The following is a 23,050-nucleotide window of genomic DNA, read 5'->3' on the forward strand; positions in this document are numbered from 1 at the left end:
GCGGCCTCCACGTCCCAAACGTGGCGCGATAACCGGGCTACGCTACACCCCGAATAATTTCGGTCTGCAAATATAATACTATTAAGAGAGTATACAAGCAATTATTCAAAAATTAGTTGATAAGGTCTTTCAATTGCTTCTTGTAATTCATAAATACCAATATTTCTACTTTTTCTTATGGTTTCTTTTCCTTCAAAAAACACTAAAATTGTTGGTTCAACAAAAGCGCTATACTTTGCAGCTATTTCAGATGAAAAATTTAAATCAATGGTATAAAAATTTATTTTTTTAAAATAGGTATTTAAAAGGTTTTTAACTTTAGGTTCAAGAGCTTCACCAACATTACAAGAAATAGTATTAAAATACAATAGTACTGCTATTTCAGATTTTAAAATTTCTTCAAGTTCTTCAAGTGAATTTATAGATTTTGATTGGTTCATTTTATAAAAATTATAGCTATTAAATCTAAACAAAAATATGCTATTTCTTCTAAAATGATAAGATATTTAAGATACTTATAATAGCATTATGAAAAACTATAAACAAACACCTAAATTTATAATAAAATGCCATAAATTTGTTTATCAAAATAAAAAGAAAAATTATGTCTGATACTATAGAAAGAATAAAATGTTTAATAATTGGTTCGGGACCTGCAGGTTATACAGCTGCAATTTATGCTGCAAGAGCAGATTTGAAACCAATTATGTATACTGGAATGCAAATGGGAGGCCAATTAACAACGACTACTGAAGTAGATAATTTTCCTGGTTACCCAAATGGAACTGATGGAACTGCTATGATGGAAGATTTAAAAAATCAGGCAGAACGTTTTGGTACTGAAGTTAGATTTGGCTTGGTTACAAAAGTAGACTTCAGTAAAGAAGTAGGAGGAATTCATAAAATTACTGTTGATGAATCAATACAAATTGAAGCTGAATCGGTAATTATTTCAACAGGAGCAACTGCAAAATATTTAGGTTTAGAAAGTGAACAACGTTTAATTGGTGGTGGAGTTTCTGCTTGTGCAACTTGTGACGGTTTCTTTTATAGAAAACAAGATGTTGTTGTAGTTGGCGCTGGAGATACAGCAGCTGAAGAAGCAACGTACTTATCTAATATTTGTAATAAAGTTACATTATTAGTGAGAAAAGATTATATGAGAGCTTCAAAAGCAATGCAACACAGAGTTGATAAAACTGCAAATATTGAAGTGAAATATAATACTGAAATTGATGAGGTTTTAGGTGATAATGTTGTGGTTGGTGTTAGTGCAGTAAATAATTTAACTGGTAAAAAAGAAGTAATTGATGTTACGGGTGTTTTTATTGCGATTGGGCATACACCAAATACCGATATTTTTAAAGATATTTTAGAAATGGATGAAACAGGTTATTTAATTACCAAAGGTAAATCTACCAAAACTAATTTACCAGGTGTTTTTGCGGCTGGTGATGTTCAAGATAAAGAATATAGACAAGCTGTAACAGCGGCAGGAACTGGTTGTATGGCTGCATTAGATGCTGAACGTTATTTAGGTTCTTTAGATTAAAAAATAGAATATTCAATAAAAAAAATGCCTAGGTTTTAACCTAGGCATTTTTTTTATTGAATCAACCGTGCAAGCGTTTTCGTAATTTAAATACTAAAAATACTTATATTAAAAAATACAAACTAATTTTGTACTCTCAAACATTAAAAAATGAATTTGTTATCTAATAGTTACGTTATATTATTTTTAATTATTTTAATTGGGTTTATCATAGGTCGAATTAAAATTAAGGGAATATCATTAGATGTGTCCGCTGTTATATTTGTAGCTTTAGTTTTTGGGCATTACGGATATGAAATTCCAAAAGATTTTCAATATTTGGGATTGGTATTATTTATTTTTACTATTGGAATACAAGCAGGGCCTATCTTTTTTGAATCATTTAAAAAACAAGGAAGAGATTTAGCGATACTAGCTTCAATACTAATTATTACTGCTGGAATTATTGCGTATTGTGTTTATTATTTTGGAGGTATTGATAAGAATTTAACTATTGGATTGTTAAATGGGTCCCTAACAAGCACACCCGGTTTGGCAGCAGCGATAGATATTACAGGTTCTTCACTGGCTTCAATTGGCTACGGTATTGGTTATCCTTTTGGGGTAATTGGGGTTATACTTTTTGTTAGTTTAATGCCAAAAATTATTGGAGTTAAAGTAAAGGAAGAAGAAGAAATTTATAAAAACGAACTCTCAATAGATCATCCTGAAATTTTAAGAAAATATTATATTGTAGAAAATGAAAATGTAATAGGGAAAAGTTTAGGAGAATTAAATATTCGTTTTATGACCAAAGCGGTTATTTCAAGAGTTATGCATGACAATCATGTGATTGCACCTTCACCAGAATTGGTTCTTCAAAAAGGAGATATTATTAAAGCAGTAGGTACTTTAGATGCTTTAGAAAGAGTAACAATTTTAGTTGGGCCAGAAACAGATACTGAAATTCCTTCAGATAAGAATTACGAAGTAAGAGCTATTTTAGTAACTAATAAAGAGGTTGTAAAAAAAACATTGGGTCAATTAAATATGTTTAATACCTATGGAGCAACCGTAACCAGAATTAGACGTTCAGGTATTAATATTTCACCAAGTCCATCATCAACACTAAAATTTGGAGATAAAATTATTGTTGTTTGTAACGAGGCAAATATGAAACGTGTAAGTCATATTTTTGGAGATGATGACCGGAAGCTATCAGATACAGACTTCTTTCCTATTGCGGCCGGTATTTTATTAGGTATTTTAGTTGGGAAACTAAGTGTTAATTTTGGAAGTTTCTCGTTTAGTCTTGGTTTAACAGGAGGTATTTTATTAGTAGCCTTAATATTAGGTCGTACCGGTAAAACAGGACCTATAATGTGGACTATGACTGGTGCGGCCAATCAATTGTTAAGACAATTTGGATTGCTATTTTTTTTAGCTGCTGTTGGTACAAATGCAGGCTCAAGCTTGGTTGAAACTTTCACGGAATATGGGGTTGAATTATTTGCTTATGGTATAATTATTACCCTTGTGCCAATGATTATTACAACAATTATTGCTCGTTATTTCATGAAATTAAATATGCTTGTTTTACTAGGTACTTTAACAGGAAGTATGACGAGCACTCCTGGTTTGGCAGCTTTAGATAATATGACAGATACTGATGCTCCAGCTGTGGCTTATGCAACAGTTTACCCAATTGCAATGGTTTTATTGATAATAGTAGTACAAATATTGAGTTTAATTTAAAACAATGTTGTTTTTTATAATTATTTCAACGAATAGTTTGCATATTTAAAAATCTATGCTAAATTTGTCAAATAATGAAGAATATTACATTAAATATGAATTGGTGGTGGAACTCTCTTAAACAATAAGCGAGCTAGATCTACTATATTTATATATTCATATATAACAAAAGGGCTTATCGCGAGATAAGTCCTTTTTTATTTCAAAAAAAATGAAAAAAATAAAATTTAAAACAATTTCTAAAACTCAATTGGCCGATACAATTACACCTGTTGGAATGTATTCAAAAATTAGAGATAAATATGCCAATAGTTTATTGTTAGAAAGTTCAGACTATCACAGTAAAGAAGAAAGTTTTACCTTTATTTGTGTTGAGCCTATTGTGACATTAAAAGCAGATAAAAATACTTTTTCGTATCACTATAAAAATAAGGAACTCGATACAAAAAGTATTGAAAATAATTTTTACAATATTTTTGAAACATATTCTAAAACTATTGAAATAGATTGTGAAGAAAGCCTAAAATCATATAATGGTTTTTATGGATATATTTCTTATAATTCCATTCAATATTTTGAAACTATCAAGTTAAAAGCTAAAAAAGCACCTTCTGAAATTCCTGATTTCCAGTTTAGTTTTTTTAAATTTATAATTGCAATCAATCATTTTAATGATGAATTAACGCTTATTGAAAACATTGAAGAAGGTGAGGAGTCAAGAATAGAAGAAATTCAAACCTTAATAAATGCACGCACATACGGTTTGTATAAATATGGATCCTTAGGTGAAGAATCTTCAAATTGTACCGATGAAGAATTTAAAAATAACGTTACAAAAGCAAAAGAACATTGTAAAAGAGGCGATGTTTTTCAATTAGTTTTATCGCGTCAGTTTCAACAAAAATTTTCAGGCGATGAGTTCAATGTTTACAGAGCATTACGTTCTATAAATCCATCTCCATATTTGTTTTATTTCGATTATGGGAACTTCAAATTAATGGGATCTTCACCAGAAGCGCAAATTAAAATTGATGAAGAAAAAGCCATAATCAACCCAATTGCTGGAACGTTTAGAAGAACAGGTGATATGGCTAAAGATATTTTGTTAGGTGAAAAACTTTCAAACGATAAAAAAGAAACTGCTGAACATGTAATGTTGGTAGATTTAGCGCGTAACGATTTAAGCAAACACGCAAGTAATGTGCAAGTTGAGGTTTTTAAGGAAGTTCAATATTTTAGTCACGTTATACATTTAGTATCAACAGTTCAAGGGAAGCCAAAAGGGAAAGCTATTGAAATTGTTGGAGATACATTTCCAGCAGGAACATTAAGTGGTGCGCCAAAATTTAAGGCTATGGAATTAATTGATACTTATGAAAATCAAACTCGTGGTTTTTATGGTGGTGCAGTTGGTTTTATTGGGTTAGATAATAGTGTGAATTTGGCAATAGCCATTCGATCTTTTGTAAGTAAAAAGAATACTTTATACTATCAAGCAGGAGCAGGAATTGTAATGAAATCAACAGAAGAAGGTGAGTTGCAAGAAGTAAATAACAAGTTAGCTGCTTTGAAAAAAGCATTAATCTTAGCAGAAAAAATTTAGAAGATGAAGATTTTAATATTAGATAATTACGATTCATTTACTTACAACCTTGTTCATATGGTTGAAGATATTACAGGTGAATATCCAGCAGTTTTTAGGAATGATGAAATTTCAATTGAAGCTATTAATGAATATGATTTAATTATTTTATCACCAGGTCCAGGTATTCCAGATGAAGCAGGTATATTGAAAGAAGTGATAAAAACCTACGCAACTACAAAACCAATTTTTGGGGTTTGTTTAGGTTTACAAGCAATTACTGAAGTATTTGGAGGTTCGTTAGAAAATTTAGATTCAGTTTTTCATGGAGTTGCAACTAACATCAAAGTAACAGATTTAGATGCTATAATTTATAAAGGTATGTCTGCTGAATTTGAAGTAGGACGCTATCACTCTTGGATTGCATCATTGAAAGATTTTCCTTCAGAATTAGAAATAACAGCTGTTGATGAGTTTGGAGACATTATGTCATTACAACATAAAACATATAATATTAGTGCAGTGCAATATCATCCGGAGTCTATTTTAACACCTTTAGGAGAACAAATTGTAAGAAATTTTATAGAAGCAAATCAAAAATGAAAACAATACTAAACAAACTATTTGAGCAACAACGATTAACAAAGCAAGAAGCTAAAGAAGTACTCATTCAAATAGCAAATGAAACTTACAATGCATCTCAAATGGCTTCATTTTTAACCGTTTTTATGATGCGTCCAATTTCAGTAAATGAATTGGCCGGTTTTAGAGAGGCTTTGTTAGAATTGGCTGTAAAAGTAGATTTATCTGAATTCAACACTATTGATTTATGTGGTACAGGAGGAGATGGTAAAAATACATTTAACATTTCAACCTTAACTTCATTTGTAGTTGCAGGGACAGGTAATAAAGTTGCAAAACATGGAAATTACAGTGCTTCATCTGTAAGTGGCTCTTCAAATATGTTAGAATATTTAGGCTATAAATTTACAAATGATGAAGCAACTCTGAAAAGTCAAATAGAGAAAGCAAATATTTGTTTTTTACACGCTCCTATGTTTCACCCAGCAATGAAAGCTGTTGGGCCTGTTCGTAAGGAATTAGGTTTAAAAACGTTTTTTAATATGTTAGGTCCGTTAGTAAATCCTAGCAATCCACAAAATCAATTTGTGGGTGTTTTTAATTTAGAAGTTGCCAGAATTTATAATTATTTGTTGCAAGAAGCTTCAAAAAATTATGGAATTGTTTATAGTTTAGATGGTTATGATGAAATTTCTTTAACAAGTGGATTTAAATTATTCACAAAAGATAATGAACAATTAATCACGCCTGAAGAATTAGGTTTTATAAGTTTAAAACAATCTGAAATTTTTGGAGGTGATTCAGTAGCTGCATCAGCCAAAATATTTGTTTCAATTTTGGATGGAGAAGGAACAGAAGCTCAGAATAATTCCGTGTTGGCAAATGCTGCATTTGCATTAAAAATATTAGACAAAACTAAATCATTTGAAACTGCTTTTGAAGAAGCAAAAGAATCTTTGCTTAGTTTAAAAGCAAAGAAATGCTTAACAAAGTTAATAAATTATTAATCGTTTAATTTTTGAATAAAAATTATGAACATTTTAGATAAAATAATAGCACATAAAAAGCAAGAGGTTGCTCAATTAATGAAAGAAGTTTCTCTAGAAAAACTAGTGAAAAGCCCTAATTTTAATCGTACGCCAATTTCATTAAAACAAGCTTTAACGTCGAAAAACTCTACAGGGATTATTGCAGAGTATAAAAGGCAATCTCCTTCAAAAGGAATTATTAACGATAAAGTTTCTATAATTGAAGTTACTCAAGGATATTTAGAAGCCAATGTTGCAGCACAATCTATTTTAACTGATACTCAGTTTTTCGGAGGTAGTATTTTAGATATCATGCAAGCAAGAACGGTGAATGAAATCACTCCAATTTTAAGAAAAGATTTTATTGTTGACGGATTTCAAATTGTAGAAGCAAAAGCAATTGGAGCTGATGCAATTTTGTTAATTGCAGCTTGTTTAACAAAGCAAGAATTAAAAAATTACGGAAAATTGGCTGAAGATTTAGGGTTAGATGTTTTGTATGAAGTACATAACCAAGAGGATTTAGATAAAATTGAACTTGACAATAAAATTATAGGGGTTAACAATAGAAATTTAAAAACTTTTGAAGTTGATTTAGAGCATTCTATTGAACTAGCAAGTCAAATTCCTGATAGTTGTATTAAAGTTTCAGAAAGTGGTTTGAGTGATCCAAGAGTAATAATGGGATTAAAAGAATATGGTTTTCAAGGATTTTTAATTGGTGAAAATTTTATGAAAACTGAAAATCCAGGCAATGCCTGTCAAGAATTTATTTCTCAAATTAGATAAAAAATGAAAATAAAAGTTTGCGGAATGCGCGATAAAGAAAATATTGAAAGCTTAATAGCTTTGAAACCTGATTTTATGGGGTTTATTTTCTATGATAAATCAAAGCGTTTTGTAACTGATTTTCCGAAAGTTAAAATTCCTTCAATAATAAAAAAAGTGGGTGTTTTTGTAAATGAAACTATTGAAGAAGTTATAAGTATTGCTGAGAAATACCAATTAGATTGTATTCAGTTACATGGAGACGAATTACCTGAATATTGTGAGAAATTGAGTCAATCTAAATTTGATTTAGAATCTCATCAAATTGATATTTTTAAAGCATTTTCAATAGATGAAAACTTTGATTTCAATACTACAAAACAATATGAAAATTGTTGTAATTACTTTTTGTTTGATACAAAAGGAAATGATTATGGTGGAAATGGTATCAAATTTAATTGGGAAATACTTCAAAAATATAAAGGGAATATTCCTTTTTTATTAAGTGGAGGTATTTCAGCAAAAGATGTAAATGAAATTAAAAAAATAAATCACCCACAATTTATGGGTGTTGATGTAAATAGTGGTTTTGAAATTAAACCAGCATTAAAAGATATAGAAAAATTAAAAGAGTTTAAAAGCAATCTATTATGAATTATTTTGTAGATGAAAATGGGTATTACGGACAATTTGGAGGTGCTTACATTCCTGAAATGTTATATCCAAATGTAGAGGAATTACGTCGAAAATATTTAACAATAATGCTAGATCCTTCTTTTCAAAAGGAGTTTCAAGAACTATTAAAAGAATATGTTGGAAGGCCAACGCCGTTGTATTTTGCAAAACGTTTGTCTGAAAAATATAACACCAAAATTTACTTAAAACGTGAAGATTTGTGCCATACAGGTGCACATAAAGTAAATAACACCATTGGACAAATTTTAATGGCAAAACGTTTAGGGAAAACTAGAATTATTGCAGAAACAGGAGCCGGACAACACGGTGTTGCAACGGCAACCGTTTGTGCTTTAATGGGCATTGAATGTATTGTGTACATGGGAGAAATTGATATCGCACGTCAAGCGCCGAATGTGGCCCGTATGAAAATGTTAGGAGCAACAGTTGTTCCAGCTTTATCAGGAAGTAGAACACTAAAAGATGCTACAAATGAAGCAATTCGTGATTGGATTAACAATCCTGTTGATACGCATTACATTATTGGATCGGTAGTTGGACCACATCCGTATCCGGATATGGTAGCTCGTTTTCAATCAGTTATTTCAGAAGAAATTAAAAAACAATTGTTGGAGAAAGAAGGAACTGAAAATCCGGATTATGTGATTGCTTGTGTTGGTGGTGGAAGCAATGCTGCAGGAGCTTTTTATCATTATTTAGATGAAGAATCTGTGCAATTAATTGCTGTTGAAGCAGCGGGTTTAGGAATTAATTCTGGGGAAAGTGCTGCAACAAGTATTTTAGGAAAAGAAGGAATTATTCACGGAAGTAAAACGTTGTTAATGCAAACAGAAGATGGTCAAATTACAGAACCTTATTCTATTTCTGCAGGGTTAGATTATCCGGGAGTTGGACCTTTACATGCTCATTTGTGTGAGTCTAAAAGAGCTGATTTTATAGCTGTAACGGATGATGAAGCTATGCAAGCAGGTTTAGAATTGTGTAAATTGGAAGGTATTATCCCTGCTATTGAAAGTTCACATGCTTTGGCTGTTTTCAAAAAGAAAGAATTTAAGAAAAATGATGTTATTGTATTAAACTTATCTGGAAGAGGAGATAAGGATTTAGATACATATATAAACTATTTTAAGTTGTAAATTATGAATAGAATAAATCAAAAATTAGAGGAAGATAAAAAATTGTTATCTATTTATTTTACAGCTGGATATCCACAATTGAATGATACAGTTTCAATTATTGAAAACTTAGAAAAAAGTGGAGTAGATATGATAGAAATTGGGTTGCCATTTAGCGATCCTTTAGCTGACGGACCAACAATTCAGGCAAGTTCAACAACTGCTTTGAACAGCGGAATGACAAGTGAAATGTTATTCAATCAATTAAAAAATATTCGAAAAACAGTATCAATTCCTTTATTAATTATGGGCTATTTCAATCCTATGATGCAATATGGAATAGAAAATTTTTGTAAAAAATGTGCTGAAATTGGTATTGATGGATTGATAATTCCGGATTTGCCAGTTAGAGAATACACAGAAAAATATAAAGCTATATTTGAAAAATATGGACTGATAAATGTATTTTTAATAACGCCTCAAACTTCTGATGAACGCATTCGTTTTGTTGATGAAATTTCAAACGGATTTATTTATATGGTGAGTTCTGCAGCTGTTACAGGCTCTCAAAGTGGATTTGGGAATGTTCAAGAAGCATATTTTAAACGTATTGCTTCAATGAATTTAAAAGCGCCTCAAATTATTGGATTTGGAATTTCAAACTCAGAAACATTTCAACAGGCTACTAAGTTTGCAAAAGGAGCAATTATAGGTTCAGCATTTGTGAATCATCTAACAAAAAATGGAGTAAATTCAATCAGTAAATTTGTTGAAGCAATTCGCTAAAAATGTTTTGCAAATAAATTAATTCACTTTTAATAATTTAATGTCAAAAACAAGTACAGATCCACCAGGAATTCCATTATAATTTTTACTACCATATCCTAATTGTGAAGGGATTAAAAGAATTCCTTCACCACCTTCATTAAAATATGTGATTCCTTCTGTCCAGCCAGCAATAACTTGTTGTAAGTTAATTGAAATTCCTGCAGCACTGCTTTGATCGAATACAGAACCATTTAAAAAGTAGCCCTTATAATTAACTGTAACATTAGAGTTACTGTTTGGTTTAGCTCCTTCTCCTTGAGTTTCTACAACATAATACAATCCAGAATTACTTTTTTCAGCAACTAAATTATGATCTTCAATATATTGAAGAATATCTTCTTCAGTTTGAATTTTATTAGTTGAATCATCCTTATTGCAAGAAATAAATAATAGTATAAGTAAAAGTGAAAAATATGATTTCATAAACTGAATTGTAAATTTAATTTGTTTGCGAATATAGGATTAATTAGATTTATATGAAACACATTTTTAAAACGATTAATTGATGTAAATCAACTCGTTTTATAAGTTATAAATTTCATTATTAAATTGCGAGATTGGTAATAGATTAATAACTTTGATATCTAACTATAAAAAAACAATACTTATGGAATTACCAAAAAGAGCTGGAGAAAGTCCAATAGCAATAGAATTAGAAGAAGGAAAAAGATACGCTTGGTGCACTTGCGGTTTATCAGAAAATCAACCGCTTTGTGATGGAAAGCATAAAGGACAAGGAATGAGTCCACAAGTTTTTGTAGCCGAAAAAACGGAAACGAAACATTTTTGTACTTGTAAAGAAACTAAGAACGGTCCTTTTTGTGATGGTTCACACAAATAATATAAGCATTTTAAAAATATTTTTCGTACTGTAAAACCCTAAAATCAAAAGTGTTGAATTTAGGGTTTTGTTGTTTTAATAGTTTGTAATGTGGATTACTGCCAACTGCTCTATTAGCCGCACCAGATGGAGCAGTTAATGAAACCACTTTTATAATTCTTTTATTTTGAATTGAAAATTCATGAATTCTTGGAGTTTCTAAAGAAGTAGGAGTAAGGTTAATGTTTTGCTCTTTAAGTTGTCTTCTTAAATGATATTCTGGTCCGTTTTTACTGTTTCCTCCAGTTAATAAAAGTGTATGAACTAAAGGGCTTTTTTTAAGGAAATAAAGCATATCACGTAAATTAATATCAGACATTCCTAAATCTGAAGCATCCATTTTTGCTCGTTGACATGAATCAACAATATCACAAATCCCAATGTTATTTTTTAGTAGGAAATTCTTTCTTTGCTGAATAGCAAAATCCGTAGTTTCAAATTTTAAGTTTAGATTAAAGATTGTATCTAAAATTTTCCATAATTGTCCGTCAATACTTCCATAACAAAAATTTACATCACCATTTTTTAAATTTCCTACTGAAAACCGAGGAGGTGGTAAAGTGCCTACAATTAACTTGGTAGCCTGTTCAGGAATAAATGGTTTGTATGGGTGTCTATGGATAAACATTTACTAGTTATTCAATTGTAAAATTAAAATAGGTGTTAGGGTAAGGTTCATTACGTAATGTAAAATGCCACCATTCTTGTGGATAATTTTTGAAATTGTGTTTCTTCATTACATCTTGTAAAATTTTACGATTTTTAATTTGTATTGAAGTTAAATTTGGATTTGAAACCCAAGATTCTTTTCCGAAAAAATCAAAAGGACTTCCCATATCTAATTTCTCTTTTTTCTCTGAAGACAAATCAATTACGGTAATATCAACAGTGCTACCTCTACTATGCCCAGATCTAGAGGAAATATAGTGCTCTTTGAATAAGTCTTTTTTATGAACATTGGGATAAAATTCATTTTTTTTAATTGTGTCACCTAATATTTTAGCCCAACTTACAAAGTGATCTACTGCAACTTGAGGTCTGAAAGCATCGTAAATTTTAAGACCTAAATTTTGCTTTTCTAACTCTTTTTGAACTTTATTTAGAGCTATAGCAGTTTCTTTAGTTACAATTGCTTTAGCTTTAGAATACCCATTTATTTGTTCTCCAATAAAGTTATTGTTACCAAAATAGCGCATTTCAACTTCAATAGATGGAATAACGTTTTTTAGATACACAAAACCTTCAGGCAAATCTTGTGCATAGTTTTTAATAGTTATAATTAAAAATAAAAGAAGAACTAAATAGTTGATTTTTTTATTTAACACGTTCGCCATTTACGTAGGTTTCTTTCACTTTAATATATGGAATTTCTGCATCATCTACTTCCATAATGTCTTTATCAAGAATTATAAAATCAGCAAACTTCCCAACTTCAATACTTCCTTTTTCATTTTCTTCAAAGTTAGAAAAAGCACCCCAAATAGTCATACCCTTTAAAGTTTCTTCTCTCGTTAACGCATTCTCCATTTGGAAGCCATGTTCAGGATAATTATTTAAATCTTTTCGAGCAACAGATGCATAAAAAGTTAAAAATGGACTTACTCTTTCTACGGGAAAATCAGTTCCTAAAGCAATTTTACCATATTTATTTAATAAATCTTTGTACGCATAGGAACTTTTTATTCGTTTTGGACCAACTCTGTCTTCTGCCCAGTACATATCACTTGTTGCATGAGTTGGCTGAACAGATGGTAAAATATTATCAAAATATTTAAAATCTACGGGGTCTAAAATTTGAGCGTGCTCAATTCTCCAACGTCTATCTTTTTTCTCAATTAACACTTCTTTATAAGTTTTTAACATTAAATAATTTGCCGAATCACCTATTGCATGTGAATTCATTTGATAATCAGATGCTGCGATTTGTTTTGCAATATTTAAGTATTCTTCAGGAGAAGCTAATAGTGCTCCAAAATGATTGTGTTTATCTGAATATGGTTCTTTCATTGCGGCACCACGTGAACCCAAAGCACCATCTCCATATACTTTAATTGAACGAACATTTAACCTGTCGGTTTTAATAATTCCTTTGTTTAAATAATAATTTACATCTTTTGGGGTATTAGAAACCATTGCGTAAATTCTAATTTTTAATTCATTGGCTTGTTGTAAACTATCAATCAATTCAATTATTTCACGAGAAAGACCAGCATCATCAACGGTTGTTAAACCATGACTAAAACTTATTTTTTCAGCATCTTTTAAAGCTTGAATATTTTCTTCTTTTGATGGAATTGGAATTTTAAACTCAATTAATTCCATAGGGTTATCAATGAAAATTCCTGTGAGTTTTCCATTTTTTTGAAGAATTTCTCCTCCTGAAAAAGAGGTGTTTATTGTTACGCCAGCTAAGTCAATAGCAGCTTGATTTGCTAATAATGCATGACCATCAATTCTTCTTATGGCAATTGGAGTATCGGGAAATAATTCATCTAATTTATCTTTAGTTGGAAATTCTTTTACTTCCCAATCATTTTGATCCCAACCACGACCCGTGATATAACTTACATTTTTTTCTTTTTGAAAATCAACAATTTTTTGAATAACCTCATCAAAACTTTTGGTGCCTGTTAAATCTACTTTTTGCTGTTGTATACCTAGACCGTAAAAATGACAATGTGCATCAATAAAACCAGGGATAATAGTTTTTCCTTTTGCATCATTAATAAATGTTGATGAGTATTTAGACTGAATTTCTAAATTTGTTCCAACAGCAATTATTTTTCCATTTTGTGTTACAAGTGCTTCAGCTTTATCAAAACTCTCATTTACAGTATAAATGTTAGCGTTTATCACCATAGAATCTACAGTAATTTTTTTTGTACAAGACATCGCTGTAATTGTTAGTAGAATAATTAATAGTTTTTTCATTGAATGTTATTTTATGGGTTATTCTAGGTATTTATCTAATAAATAAACTAAAGAAGTCATGGATGCGGCTCCTAATTCGAGTTCACGTTTATTAACTTTATCAAAAGTGTCAGTTTCAGCATGGTGATAATCAAAATAACGTTGAGAATCTGGTCTGTAACCAAATAAAGATATTGCCCCATCATTAAGCGGGCCAATATCAGCACCGCTTCCACCTATGTTTAAATCATGTAATCCATAAGGTGCAAGTAGTGATTTCCAGCTCATAAATAGTTCATGATTTTTTTCGTTTTTATCAAATGAAAAACCTCTAGGTGTAAAACCCCCAGAATCTGATTCTAACGCAGCCGCATGGTATTCGTTATTTATTTTGGCTTCTTCAGCGTATTTTTTTCCACCTCTTAATCCATTTTCTTCATTCATAAATAAAACAACTCTAATTGTATGATTAGGTTTAATTCCATTTAATTTTAATAAACGTGCAACTTCAATAGATTGAACAATTCCAGCACCATCGTCGTGAGCACCATCACCTATATCCCAAGAATCTAAATGACCACCAACAACAATAAATTTTTCAGGAATTGCACTTCCTGTAATTTCTCCAATTACATTAAATGAAGGAGCTTCAGGTAAGGTTTTACAATTTTGTTTGAAATAAAAATTTAAATTTGGATTCTCTTTTAGCTTTTCACTTAATAAGTTTGAAGCTTTTGTACTTATTGCAGCGGTTGGCACTTTTTCATTTTCGGGTAAATCACCATAACTCATAGTTCCAGTATGTGGATAATCATCAATATTATTTGTCATAGATCTTACTATAACACCTAATGCACCAAATTTACCAGTAACCATTGCGCCAGCATATCTTTGATCAACGCAACCACCATATGCACGAAAAGTTCGGATTAAAGTATCATCAAAAGGACGATTAAAAAACACTATTTTCCCTCTTAATTTTTCGCCTAAAGATTCCGCTTCTTCTAAACTTTTAACTTCAATTACCTCACCGGTAATTCCATTTTCTAAAGTTGCAATTGAACCACCTAAAGCGCAAATAGGTACATTAATTTTAGTATTATTAACGATGAATGAAGCTTCTTCTTTTTTTCCACGAACCCAGTGAGGTACCATAATTGGCTGTAACCAAACTTTATCAAAATCTAAATCAGTCATTAATTTTTCTCCCCACTCGACTGCTTGTTGTGCTTCAGGAGAACCCGATAAACGACCACCAATATCATTTGACAAGACATCTAACCATTGGTAACACTGACCATTGGAAAGGGCTGAATTAAAAATATGTTTAATAGTAGTTGAATCTGTTTTGTTTACAGTTTCAACAATATTTTTTTGGGACTTAACATCAGTACAAGAAATTAAAACAAGAAATAAACTGATAGCAAGAAAGAAAATTTTCATTTTATGGAGTTTTTTTTAAGATTGTTAAAACTACATAAAAAAGATTAAATAAACCTGAACTGTACTACTATTTACAAGTCAAATTTATAAGTAATACCTGCCAATATTTGTAATGTTTGAACTTGATAATTTATGTAGGTGTGATATTTTTCACCTAAAGCGTTATTGATTTTTGCAAAAGCTGTTAATCTATCAGAAAAAATATAACCACCGTTTAAATTTAAATCAACATAAGATTTATTTACAACAGGAGCATAGTTTGACGATTCCGCATTAAAAGGAATACCTAGATCTTTTGTTTCACCATTGTAAAATAATTTAGCACCAGCAAACCAATTTTTATTTTGATAATCGGCTGAAATAGTAGCCTTCATAGTTGGTAAATTCCAAGCTTCTGATTGAGTTTCTGTAGTGAAATTTGAATAATTTAAAGAACCGCTAAAATCAAATTCTTCAGAAGCATCTATAGTAATTTCACCAAATATTCCTAACGTTTTAATGTTATCATAAATAACATCAAATGAGTTTCCAGCTTCATAGGCGTTTTCAACTAAAATAATTCCATCTGTTTTTGCTTGATTTTGAACAAATAGAGGTTTGTTTTTTTCGGATGTATGACTCACATTAAAATTATAGCCAATGTTAGAAGCCAATTTCCCTTTTGCACCAGCAAATGCTTTATATTGTTTGTCAGTTTGAAGTATGTTTAGTGTTGGCGAAACATAGGGATTTTCGTTTGCGAAATCACTATAGGTATTTTGTACTAAATCACCTGTAACACCAGCAACAATAATTAAAACTTCATCAATCATTTTTAATGAAGCAGTTACATTTGGGTAGGCATAAAAATCAGTATTTTTATGTTCTAAATCGTTTGTGTAATATAATTTAGCTCCTAAATTTATGGTTAAATTCTCACGTAAAACTTCCAAGTTTGGACTAAAACCTAAGTTTAAATAACTATGATTAAGATCGCTAGTTGTTAAATAGTTTTGTTTGAATTTACCAGCTACAAAATCAACAGTAAATTCACTATTAATTAATTCTGTTGAAATTGGAAATTCGAATTTAGGCTTCACTAAAAGACGAAATTCATTGCTGTTATAGTTATCTGTAAAATTTTTAATTTCAGCAGTTGCACCTTTAAAAAAGGAGTCTTCAAAATCAATTTTTCCACCAACATACAAATTTTTATAAACTTGCTCTTCGTCTAACGAATTAATAAAAGCATCTTCAAAAACAACTTCTGAGGGTAAACCATAATAATTGAATTGTTTGCGTTGTATACCAGCGTTCATTTGCCAATTGTAATCTCTATCAAATTGTTTGTAATAAGCATCAATTCTAGTATCGGAAAAATTATCATTTAGCAATAAATCTTTAATGCCTCCTTCAGAAGAATGATGATTAATAAAGATTCCAAAATCATTATACCTTGTATCTCCAGTATGAATGTAAGCTTCAAATAGGGGACTTGTAAAGTTTCCAAAACCTGCTGAAATATAGTTTTGAAATAACCGATCTTTAGGTTCTCTAACTACGCCTTTTGCTTTCCCTTTTGAGGGTGTAAATGTTGAAGCCACAGGAATTGAGAAAATACTATAAGTTACCTTTTCCTTTTCAATAGCTCTTGTATCTTCAATTGTTGGGTTTGATGTTACTTTAAAAGCATCAGAAATTGTTGGAGTGTATGGTTTTACAACACTAATTTCTTCGGTTTTTAGCGTGTCTTTTATTTTTTCTTGTGAATAAGAAAAAATGGTTACTATTAATGTTAATGAAGTTATAATAAGCTTTCGCATACGTATTCGTTTATTTGAGTAATTGTTAATTTTTTACTGACTCGTTTGTTTTTGCTTCTTCTGTTTTAATCCTGTTTAATTCTTTTGTAGCTTCTTCAACTACATCATCAAATTCAGCAAAGTTTTTAAGCACACTTTCTAAAATATAAGTAGCTTGATAAGCGTCTTGTAATTCGTAATAATTGGTTGCCATTAAAATTAATCCTTTGGCTCCCCAATATTTATAAGCAGAATAATCTGATGCAATTTTCTGAATTATTTCATTAGAAACTCTATAGCTTCCATCTTTATTTTCAAAGTAAGCATCGTAGAATAAAGCTTCAGCTTTTAGTTCTCCAGAAGCAATTTTCTCTACCTCTTTATAAGCTATTCTTGCTTTAGCTTCATTTTTAGTTTGTATAGCTGAGCGTGCAATTATGATTTGTGCATCAGATTTTATGCGTGCTTCAAGTTTTGTGTTTCTCAACACTAATTCAGCATAATTTACAGCCTTACTATAATTTTTATCAGCGTAATAACCTTTCATTAAGTTGGATTGTGCAAATGTGATATTTTGCGGTAAATTAGCTTCACTTTCCAAGCGTTCTAACAACGGAATTGCACTCTTCCAATTATTATTTTCTAAGTGTATTTGAGATAAACTTGAAAGTGCATTCTCGGTAAATTCATTTCTTTCCTGATTGATAACAAAAGTGTAATTAGGAATTGCTTTTGAGTGCTCATTTTCCGAAAATAATGATTGTGCTAAATAAAAATTAGCGTTTAAAGTGTGTAATCCTTTTGGAAAACGTTGCAAGTATTTTGTAAAACTTTCAATCGATTTTTTATGATTGTTTTGTAAGTATTGCTTTTCAGCAGATTCATACGTGTCATTATCTAATTCTGCATCTGTAACATTTACAAAATCAATATCTTTTACCCAAGTTGCGTATTCATCAACTCTACCTATATCTACATAAATTTGACGTGTGTTTTTAACGGCTTGTTTTGCTTCAGCAGTATTTGGAAAACGGGTAACAATATTTTTATAAGTTGTTAAAGCCTGTTCATTTCTTTCAGTATTGTAATAAATTAATCCTTTTTTAAGCAATGCTTTTGAAACTAACGGACTTCTTTTAAAACTAGAAATTAGTTGTTCAAAACTTTCTAGAGCCAAGTCATTTTTATTTTTATTGAAGTAAGAATCTCCTAAAACATACAAAGCATCGTCTCTATAAGTAGATTTTGAATGCTTATTTAAAAACGAATTTAACTCGTTTATTTTATCGTTTTCTTTGTTGATTAAACCATAACTTATTGCTTTTTGAAATTGTGCGTAATCCCCATCAATCCCATTCATTTCAATGGCTTTATTGTAGAAGATTATTGCATTTGAATAGCTGCTGCTAGCAAAATAACTATCAGCAATTCTTAAATAACTGTCATTAATTCTTACAGCATCGTTTGTGTTTTTATTGGTGTAATTTTTAAATTCTTGTATTGCTTTTTCATATTCTTTTAATTTGAAATAGGTATAAGCAGTATTGTAATTTATATGTTCAAATTCATTAGTTTTTGAAGCTTCACTATTTGAAATGAATGTTTTAAAATTTTCTAAAGCGTCTATAAAATTATGCAATCTATAGTTAGATTCTCCTTTCCAAAAAGTTGCTTGAGCAGTAAAATTTGCATCTAAAGGAACACTTAAAGAGCTTTCAAAATTTTCTTTAGCAATATCATAGTTTCCTTCAGTAAAAAGTTCAACTCCTCTATAAAAAGCTACTTTTTGAAGCAATGTTCTTTCTTTAGCACTTTTCTTATTTTTTAAATAGCTTAAAGCACCTTCAAAATCTTTTGAAGTTATATAAGCGCTAATAATTAAATCGTTAATTTCATTTTTATGTTCTGAATTAGGATACAACTCTATATATTCTTGTAAAATATCAGGCACACTTTTGTACGGATTTCCAATTTCATAACTAAGTTTCGCATAATTTAACCAAGCGTCTTTCTGGATTTCTGGTTTAAACTTCATTTGAGCAGCGTTTCTAAAAGCGTTTAAAGCTTCATTTCTTTTCTCCAGTTTTAGGTAACATTCAGCTAAGTGATAGTATGCATTTTGGGCAACGGCATTATTACCGCTTATTATTTTATTAAAATTGTTTATTGCATTTTCAAAGTCGTTTTGCTTGTAATAAGCAAAACCTAGAAAGTAGTAATCGGTATTATTCCATTTCCCTCGTTTTCCTTTGTAATTATTTAAATGAAGAATTGCTTCATCATATTTTTGAAGATTAAAATAACTTTCACCTACTATCTTAGAAATTTCAGAATGTTCTTCACGTATTGCTTTTTCAAGCAGTGGTAAACCATGCTCAATGGCCTTTTCAAACTTTCCTAATTTAAAGTTCATATCAGCCAAATAATAAGAAACATCCGTTTTAAAATTCTTGTCTTCAACTACTTCACCTAAATATGTATCTGCAGTTTCATAATCATCATCTTTATAAGCAATATAACCGTAATAATATTTGGCTTGAGCACCATATTCTCGAGAATCTAAAAGCAATAAAAAGTATTCTTTAGCTTTTGAATATGCTTTATTTGCAAATAATGAGTAGGCATATTTAAAGTTAAAATCTTCTTCTTTTCTAATGGTTAAATTTGTAGTATTTACTTTAGAATACCATTTTGCAGCATAGGAATATTTTCCAATTTTGAAATAATAATTAGCAACATCCATAAAAGCACTGTTTCGTTTTGTGCTTGTTGGGTATTTATCTACAAATTGTTGCATTAAATCATCAGAGTTTGGTTGTTCTAAACGTATGGCACAGTTGGCGGCATAATATTCGCAATTTGCTTTTAATTCTGACGAATTGTCAAACTGAAATTTAATTTCGTTAAATTTTTGTTGAGCAGCCACAAACGCTTTGTTTTGATACAGTTCAATTGCGTGGTTGTATTCTGAAAGTGAATGCGTGTATATTGCTGTTTTTTGCGCTAATATTGAAAAGGTTATAAAAAATACAATAAATGGTAGAACAACTTTTTTATACTTCATTTTAATATAAATTGAATGATTTAATTATAAACTAATAACGTTTTTTTTTACTGAAATTGCATTTGTTAGCAGTTATTTTTTTATGAATGAACTATATAACAACAACTATTCCTCTTTTATATTTTAACAAACAATTTAATTATTAAATTATTATAAGTTGAAACTTTAAGTTTAAATATTTAGATTTGTTAAAAATCTATTTTCCTATGGCTGAAGTAATCTTATCCTTACAAAATGCACAAATATTTCAAAGAGAAAATTTGGTATTGTCTGATGTTAATTTAACTATTAATAAAGGTGAATTTGTATATCTAATTGGGAAAACAGGTAGCGGAAAAAGTAGTTTAATGAAAACCTTATATGGCGATTTACCTTTGGAAAAAGGTGAAGGTAGTATTGTAGATTTTGATTTAAATACCTTAAAAGAAAAGGATATTCCTTTTTTGAGAAGAAAAATAGGGATTGTTTTTCAAGATTTTAAACTGTTGAATGATAGAAGTGTTTTTGAAAATTTAGCGTTTGTTTTAAAAGCAACTGGTTGGAAAGACAACTTGAAAATAAAAGATAAAATTAACGAAGTTTTATCTAAAGTGGGGATGGAAACTAAAAATTTTAAAATGCCTTTTCAATTGTCGGGTGGTGAGCAACAACGTATTGCAATTGCAAGAGCGCTGTTAAACGATCCAGATTTAATTTTAGCAGATGAGCCTTCAGGAAATCTTGATCCAGCAACTTCAGTTGATGTTATGAATGTTTTAAAGGAAATTCATGACAGTGGGAAAACCATATTAATGGCAACACATGATTATGCCCTTATTTTAAAATTTCCTTACCGAACTATTAAATGTGAAGGCGGTGAATTATTTGAAGTGGTGCAGCAAAAAAGTTCCGTGTAAATGATTTCTGTTTTAATTCCTGTTTATAATTATAATGTAATAAATCTTGTTACTTCCATTAAATCTCAATTACAACTTGCAAATATTGATTATGAAATTATTTGTATTGATGATGCATCTACTGAATATTTTAATCAAAACAACGAACTACAAGAATTAAAAAATGTAGCTTTTTATAAATTAACTAATAATATTGGCAGAAGTAAAATACGGAATTTGTTAGTTGATAAATCAAAATTTGAATGGTTACTTTTTTTAGATTCAGATGTGATTCCTGAAAATAATAATTTTATTAAAGAATATTTAAATTGTATTCACTCTAATGAAGCTAAAGTTTATTGTGGAGGGATTAAATATGATGTAACTAAGCCTGTAAAAGATAAAATATTACGCTGGTTTTATGGTAAAAATAGGGAAGAAGTAAATAGTGTTGTAAGAAATGAAAAGCCATATCAGTATTTTTTTGGAGCCAATTTTTTAATTCACAAATCTGTTTTTAATACATGTAAATTCAATGAAAATATTGTAAAATATGGTTATGAGGATGTTTTTTTTGTTGAAGATTTGAGGAGAAATAATATTGTATTACTGCAAGTTAGCAATGAAGTTTACCATTTAGGTATTGAATATAATTCAGTTTTTTTATATAAAACTAAAGAGGCTATTGAAAATTTATATCATTTTAGTTATCTAAATAATTTTACAGCAGATAATATAAAAATTTTGAATACTTATTATAAAATTGAAAAGTATAAGTTATCATGGTTGTTTAGTAATTTATATAAGTTGTTTCATAATTTATTTGAATATAATTTAAAAAGTAAATATCCTTCAATGTTTATCTTTGATTTGTATAAGCTTACTTATTTTTGTTTTCTATCTAAAAATAATTTAGCTTAATAATTAAAGAATGATAAAAGTTTGTTATTTCATTACTTTTATTTTTTTTAATAATTTTATTAACTGTCTTTAGCAATTTTAATTAATTTTTCATATACTTTAGACCATTGCTTCCATTCATAACATTCACTTAATGTGGAATTATGCCATATCGAAACAAAGGTTCCATTGTTTTTTTTTGTAATATCAACAAGTTTTGTTATTTTTTCAATTGCTTTTATGGGGGACAAATTTAAGTATTGATTTAATGAGCCATCCATAATTTGGAAAGGAGTAATAAGTAATTTTCTTTCTTCATTTTTAATAATATTAAAAAATGGATAAGTTGTACAGATTCCCGCCCTAAACCCTATTTGAGTTGCATAACCCATAGTGTAATCATGTTCAATATTACAATTAATAAGTTGCTCATAAGTATGTGGAAATTTTAAGATTAGATAATGTTGTCTACTGTTACTAATTTTTTTATTAGATATTTTTTGTAATCTCTCAATTTCAATTGAGATTTTGTCTTTATTGTAATTTGAAGCATATGAAGGGTGAATTCCAATAGTATTTTTTTTAACTAACGTTTTAATTAACTTTTTAAGTTCTTTGCTTTTGTGGGATAAATTTTTATCAAATTTCCCGTAATCTCCTAACTGAAAAAAGTAAATATTTTTCGTTTTATATTGTTTTTGGAGTCTATGAATAAAATTATAAGAGTCGTATGGATCCTTATTTCTTTTAGTAAAAAAATTGATTCTATTTTTTAGTTCTTTAAAATTAAAAGTAAAAACAGCCTTCAAAGAGCTTCCAATAAGTCTTACTTTCCCTTTACCTTTATATGCATATGCTATATCTATATCAATTGAATTAATAAAATTATATTTTAATTTAGGAAAATAAAAATTTAATTCATTTTTTAAAATTTCTTTTTTCAATTCTAATGCCCATAAATTGACTATAGGGATTTCTAAAAAATTGTTTTTAAATGCAATTGAATTTTCGGCCTTAAATCTCTTATGAACGTCAAGATCAGTTGGTAAATATTCTTCATACCGACTTACCACAAAAAATGTACTTGCGAGTATGTCATAATTAAAATATCTTGTTTCCGAAGTTTTAAAGAAGTAAGGTATTTTGTGAATCCAATGAATATTGATTTCTTGTTGTTTTATAGATGTTTCAAAGAGGAGTGAGTGAGGTTGAATAGATATGCAATTTTTTAAATTATGAGAGCTGTAATTTAGCTTAATAGGGCTATTATTAGTTTTAAAAGTTTCAATATCAACAATACAATATTCAATTT

21 protein-coding genes are annotated in these 23,050 nt (G+C 29.5%); 12 read left to right on the forward strand and 9 right to left on the reverse strand.

Features of this window, described 5'->3' with window-relative positions:
- Positions 1-101: 101 nt before the first annotated feature.
- Positions 102-440: a co-chaperone YbbN gene (locus Q0352_RS06985; protein ID WP_299525707.1), complete on the reverse strand. Its 339-nt coding sequence runs from the start codon at positions 438-440 to the stop codon at positions 102-104.
- A gap of 164 nt (positions 441-604) precedes the next feature.
- On the opposite strand from Q0352_RS06985, the gene trxB reads away from it, so the two are divergent.
- The 9 genes from trxB to trpA all read left to right on the forward strand — a co-directional run bounded on the left by trxB (position 605) and on the right by trpA (position 9,843).
- Positions 605-1,552 carry a thioredoxin-disulfide reductase gene (gene trxB, locus Q0352_RS06990; RefSeq protein WP_299525710.1) on the forward strand — a complete coding sequence of 316 codons (948 nt, stop codon included), beginning with the start codon at positions 605-607 and terminating at the stop codon, positions 1,550-1,552.
- A gap of 150 nt (positions 1,553-1,702) precedes the next feature.
- Positions 1,703-3,286, forward strand: coding sequence for an aspartate:alanine exchanger family transporter (locus Q0352_RS06995; protein WP_299525713.1), 1,584 nt, complete (start codon positions 1,703-1,705; stop codon positions 3,284-3,286).
- 211 nt (positions 3,287-3,497) lie between these two features.
- Positions 3,498-4,889 (forward strand): anthranilate synthase component I family protein, encoded by a 1,392-nt coding sequence (locus tag Q0352_RS07000; protein WP_299525716.1) that lies wholly within the window; start codon positions 3,498-3,500, stop codon positions 4,887-4,889.
- A 3-nt stretch (positions 4,890-4,892) separates the two neighbouring features.
- Positions 4,893-5,471, forward strand: coding sequence for an aminodeoxychorismate/anthranilate synthase component II (locus tag Q0352_RS07005; protein WP_299525719.1), 579 nt, complete (start codon positions 4,893-4,895; stop codon positions 5,469-5,471).
- The gene (gene trpD, locus Q0352_RS07010) at positions 5,468-6,457 is read left to right on the forward strand and encodes an anthranilate phosphoribosyltransferase (protein WP_299525722.1); all 990 of its coding nucleotides are present in this window, start codon (positions 5,468-5,470) and stop codon (positions 6,455-6,457) included. Before Q0352_RS07005 ends, trpD begins: the two co-directional genes overlap by 4 nt.
- Positions 6,458-6,481: 24 nt before the next feature.
- Positions 6,482-7,267 (forward strand): indole-3-glycerol phosphate synthase TrpC, encoded by a 786-nt coding sequence (gene trpC / locus Q0352_RS07015; protein ID WP_299525725.1) that lies wholly within the window; start codon positions 6,482-6,484, stop codon positions 7,265-7,267.
- Between the two features lie 3 nt (positions 7,268-7,270).
- Positions 7,271-7,900 (forward strand): phosphoribosylanthranilate isomerase, encoded by a 630-nt coding sequence (locus Q0352_RS07020; protein WP_299525728.1) that lies wholly within the window; start codon positions 7,271-7,273, stop codon positions 7,898-7,900.
- Positions 7,897-9,078 carry a tryptophan synthase subunit beta gene (trpB, locus tag Q0352_RS07025; RefSeq protein ID WP_299525731.1) on the forward strand — a complete coding sequence of 394 codons (1,182 nt, stop codon included), beginning with the start codon at positions 7,897-7,899 and terminating at the stop codon, positions 9,076-9,078. The genes Q0352_RS07020 and trpB overlap by 4 nt, the downstream gene beginning before the upstream one ends.
- Before the next feature lie 3 nt (positions 9,079-9,081).
- Positions 9,082-9,843, forward strand: a complete 762-nt coding sequence (gene trpA / locus Q0352_RS07030) for a tryptophan synthase subunit alpha (protein WP_299525734.1) — start codon at positions 9,082-9,084, stop codon at positions 9,841-9,843.
- A gap of 18 nt (positions 9,844-9,861) precedes the next feature.
- Here the strand turns inward: trpA and Q0352_RS07035 are convergent, their stop codons facing one another.
- Positions 9,862-10,308 carry an FKBP-type peptidyl-prolyl cis-trans isomerase gene (locus tag Q0352_RS07035; RefSeq protein WP_299525737.1) on the reverse strand — a complete coding sequence of 149 codons (447 nt, stop codon included), beginning with the start codon at positions 10,306-10,308 and terminating at the stop codon, positions 9,862-9,864.
- A 184-nt stretch (positions 10,309-10,492) separates the two neighbouring features.
- On the opposite strand from Q0352_RS07035, the gene Q0352_RS07040 reads away from it, so the two are divergent.
- Positions 10,493-10,726, forward strand: a complete 234-nt coding sequence (locus Q0352_RS07040) for a CDGSH iron-sulfur domain-containing protein (protein WP_299525740.1) — start codon at positions 10,493-10,495, stop codon at positions 10,724-10,726.
- Between the two features lie 10 nt (positions 10,727-10,736).
- On the opposite strand, the gene Q0352_RS07045 is transcribed toward Q0352_RS07040, so the two are convergent.
- From Q0352_RS07045 to Q0352_RS07070, 6 genes are all read right to left on the reverse strand, one after another.
- A complete protein-coding gene (locus tag Q0352_RS07045; protein WP_299525743.1) occupies positions 10,737-11,393 on the reverse strand; it encodes a uracil-DNA glycosylase family protein in 657 nt (218 codons plus the stop codon).
- 7 nt (positions 11,394-11,400) lie between these two features.
- Complete coding sequence (locus tag Q0352_RS07050; protein WP_299525745.1) at positions 11,401-12,099, reverse strand: M15 family metallopeptidase; 699 nt, start codon at positions 12,097-12,099, stop codon at positions 11,401-11,403.
- A complete protein-coding gene (locus Q0352_RS07055; RefSeq protein WP_299525749.1) occupies positions 12,080-13,696 on the reverse strand; it encodes an amidohydrolase in 1,617 nt (538 codons plus the stop codon). The genes Q0352_RS07050 and Q0352_RS07055 overlap by 20 nt, the downstream gene beginning before the upstream one ends.
- Positions 13,697-13,714: 18 nt before the next feature.
- Positions 13,715-15,118, reverse strand: coding sequence for a M20/M25/M40 family metallo-hydrolase (locus Q0352_RS07060; protein WP_299525752.1), 1,404 nt, complete (start codon positions 15,116-15,118; stop codon positions 13,715-13,717).
- A 71-nt stretch (positions 15,119-15,189) separates the two neighbouring features.
- Entirely contained in the window at positions 15,190-16,920 is a 1,731-nt protein-coding gene (locus tag Q0352_RS07065; protein WP_299525755.1) for a TonB-dependent receptor, read from the reverse strand.
- A gap of 25 nt (positions 16,921-16,945) precedes the next feature.
- Positions 16,946-19,963, reverse strand: coding sequence for a tetratricopeptide repeat protein (locus Q0352_RS07070; RefSeq protein WP_299525758.1), 3,018 nt, complete (start codon positions 19,961-19,963; stop codon positions 16,946-16,948).
- 206 nt (positions 19,964-20,169) lie between these two features.
- On the opposite strand from Q0352_RS07070, the gene Q0352_RS07075 reads away from it, so the two are divergent.
- The gene (locus Q0352_RS07075) at positions 20,170-20,859 is read left to right on the forward strand and encodes a cell division ATP-binding protein FtsE (protein ID WP_299525761.1); all 690 of its coding nucleotides are present in this window, start codon (positions 20,170-20,172) and stop codon (positions 20,857-20,859) included.
- Entirely contained in the window at positions 20,860-21,759 is a 900-nt protein-coding gene (locus Q0352_RS07080) for a glycosyltransferase (RefSeq protein WP_299525764.1), read from the forward strand.
- A 59-nt stretch (positions 21,760-21,818) separates the two neighbouring features.
- On the opposite strand, the gene Q0352_RS07085 is transcribed toward Q0352_RS07080, so the two are convergent.
- A partial coding sequence (locus tag Q0352_RS07085; RefSeq protein WP_299525767.1) for a polysaccharide deacetylase family protein occupies positions 21,819-23,050 on the reverse strand: 1,232 nt, incomplete at its 5' end.

Source organism: uncultured Lutibacter sp. (assembly GCF_937891065.1).
Taxonomy (GTDB): domain Bacteria; phylum Bacteroidota; class Bacteroidia; order Flavobacteriales; family Flavobacteriaceae; genus Lutibacter.